1 rRNA gene is annotated in these 3,192 nt (G+C 55.9%); it reads left to right on the top strand.

Annotated elements, in window-relative coordinates:
* The first annotated feature begins 43 nt into the window (after positions 1 to 43).
* A 23S ribosomal RNA gene (locus ACAM49_RS39435) occupies positions 44 to 3,149 on the top strand.
* Positions 3,150 to 3,192 lie beyond the last annotated feature (43 nt).

Genomic DNA, 3,192 nt, shown 5'->3' with positions numbered 1-3,192 from the left:
GTGTGTTGTTTGAGAACTGCACAGTGGACGCGAGCATCTTTGTTAGTAAGTGTGTAAGAGCGTACGGTGGATGCCTTGGCACCAGGAGCCGATGAAGGACGTAGTAGGCTGCGATAAGCCTCGGGGAGCTGTCAAACGAGCTGAGATCCGAGGATTTCCGAATGGGGAAACCCAGCACGAGTGATGTCGTGTTACCCGCGCCTGAATATATAGGGCGTGTGGAGGGAACGTGGGGAAGTGAAACATCTCAGTACCCACAGGAAGAGAAAACAACAGTGATTCCGTGAGTAGTGGCGAGCGAAAGCGGAAGAGGCTAAACCGATCAGGTGTGATAGACGGCAGTCGTTGCCTGGTCGGGGTCGTGGGACCCATCTTCTTCATTCTGCCGAGTGGAGCATGAGTAAGAAACCAAGTTGTTAGCTGAAGTGGTCTGGGACGGCCTATCGTAGAGGGTGAGAATCCCGTAAGCGAAAACATCTTGGCTCATGTGATGGGCACCCGAGTAGCAGCGGGCCCGTGAAATCTGCTGTGAATCTGTCGGGACCACCCGATAAGCCTGAATACTACCTGGTGACCGATAGCGGACTAGTACCGTGAGGGAAAGGTGAAAAGTACCCCGGGAGGGGAGTGAAATAGTACCTGAAACCGTGCGCTTACAATCCGTCAGAGCAGGCTTGATCCTGTGATGGCGTGCCTTTTGAAGAATGAGCCTGCGAGTCATCGGTGTGTGGCGAGGTTAACCCGTGTGGGGGAGCCGTAGCGAAAGCGAGTCCGAATAGGGCGAGTGAGTCGCACACTATGGACCCGAAGCGGAGTGATCTACCCATGGCCAGGGTGAAGCGACGGTAAGACGTCGTGGAGGCCCGAACCCACTTAGGTTGAAAACTGAGGGGATGAGCTGTGGGTAGGGGTGAAAGGCCAATCAAACTCCGTGATAGCTGGTTCTCCCCGAAATGCATTTAGGTGCAGCGTCACGTGTTTCACGCCGGAGGTAGAGCTACTGGATGGCCTAGGGGGCCCACAAGCTTACCGAAGTCAGCCAAACTCCGAATGCCGGTGTGTGAGAGCGTGGCAGTGAGACTGCGGGGGATAAGCTTCGTAGTCGAGAGGGAAACAGCCCAGATCGCCGGCTAAGGCCCCTAAGCGTGTACTAAGTGGAAAAGGATGTGGGGTCGCGAAGACAACCAGGAGGTTGGCTTAGAAGCAGCCACCCTTGAAAGAGTGCGTAATAGCTCACTGGTCAAGTGATCCTGCGCCGACAATGTAGCGGGGCTCAAGTACACCGCCGAAGCCGCGGCATTCAGTCAATACACCGCTTTCGAGCCAGTGGACTGGATGGGTAGGGGAGCGTCGTGTGGCCAGGGAAGCGGCGGAGTGATCCAGCCGTGGAGGCCATGCGAGTGAGAATGCAGGCATGAGTAGCGAAAGACGAGTGAGAAACTCGTCCGCCGAATGACCAAGGGTTCCTGGGCCAGGTTAATCCGCCCAGGGTGAGTCGGGACCTAAGGCGAGGCCGACAGGCGTAGTCGATGGACAACGGGTTGATATTCCCGTACCCGTGTATCCGCGCCCAATGGCGAATCATCTGTGCTAATCGTCCAAAACCGGACCTATCTCCTTCGGGAGAAGAGAAGGGGCTGCACGAGACCCTGGGTGTAGTAGTCAAGCGATGGGGTGACGCAGGAAGGTAGCTGGGCCAGGTGATGGAATACCTGGTGTAAGCCTGTAGGGCGAGACATAGGCAAATCCGTGTCTCATATAGCCTGAGAGGTGATGCGTAGCCGATTGAGGCGAATTCAGTGATCCTATGCTGCCGAGAAAAGCCTCTAGTGAGTTGGTACACGGCCCGTACCCCAAACCGACACAGGTGGTCAGGTAGAGAATACTAAGGCGATCGAGATAACTGTGGTTAAGGAACTCGGCAAAATACCTCCGTAACTTCGGGAGAAGGAGGGCCATTGCTGGTGACGGGACTTGCTCCCCGAGCTGGTGGTGGTCGCAGAGACCAGTGAGAAGCGACTGTTTACTAAAAACACAGGTCCGTGCGAAGTCGTAAGACGATGTATACGGACTGACGCCTGCCCGGTGCCGGAAGGTTAAGAGGACCGGTTAGCGCTTCGGCGCGAAGCTGAGAATTTAAGCCCCGGTAAACGGCGGTGGTAACTATAACCATCCTAAGGTAGCGAAATTCCTTGTCGGGTAAGTTCCGACCTGCACGAATGGCGTAACGACTTCTCAGCTGTCTCAACCACAGACTCGGCGAAATTGCAGTACGAGTAAAGATGCTCGTTACGCGCGGCAGGACGAAAAGACCCCGGGACCTTCACTATAGCTTGGTATTGGTGTTCGGTACGGTTTGTGTAGGATAGGTGGGAGACTTTGAAGCGGGCACGCCAGTGTTCGTGGAGTCGTCGTTGAAATACCACTCTGATCGTATTGGACCTCTAACCTCGGACCCTGATCGGGTTCAGGGACAGTGCCTGGTGGGTAGTTTAACTGGGGCGGTTGCCTCCCAAAATGTAACGGAGGCGCCCAAAGGTTCCCTCAGCCTGGTTGGCAATCAGGTGTCGAGTGCAAGTGCACAAGGGAGCTTGACTGTGAGACCGACAGGTCGAGCAGGGACGAAAGTCGGGACTAGTGATCCGGCACCGGCAAGTGGAAGCGGTGTCGCTCAACGGATAAAAGGTACCCCGGGGATAACAGGCTGATCTTCCCCAAGAGTCCATATCGACGGGATGGTTTGGCACCTCGATGTCGGCTCGTCGCATCCTGGGGCTGGAGTAGGTCCCAAGGGTTGGGCTGTTCGCCCATTAAAGCGGCACGCGAGCTGGGTTTAGAACGTCGTGAGACAGTTCGGTCTCTATCCGCCGCGCGCGTTAGAAACTTGAGGAAGGCTGTCCCTAGTACGAGAGGACCGGGACGGACGAACCTCTGGTGTGCCAGTTGTTCCGCCAGGAGCACGGCTGGTTGGCCACGTTCGGAAGGGATAACCGCTGAAAGCATCTAAGCGGGAAGCCTGTTCCAAGATGAGGTTTCTCACCCCCTCGAGGGGGTAAGGCCCCCAACAGACCATTGGGTTGATAGGCCAGAACTGGAAGCCCGGTAACGGGTGTAGGTGACTGGTACTAATAGGCCGAGGACTTACCAACAAAGAAGCTACGCGTCCACTGTGCAGTATCTGAAACAACACAC

The sequence above is a fragment of the Nocardia sp. JMUB6875 genome, assembly GCF_041154655.1.
Lineage (GTDB): Bacteria > Actinomycetota > Actinomycetes > Mycobacteriales > Mycobacteriaceae > Nocardia.
This window is presented reverse-complemented; position numbering and strand designations above follow the sequence as displayed.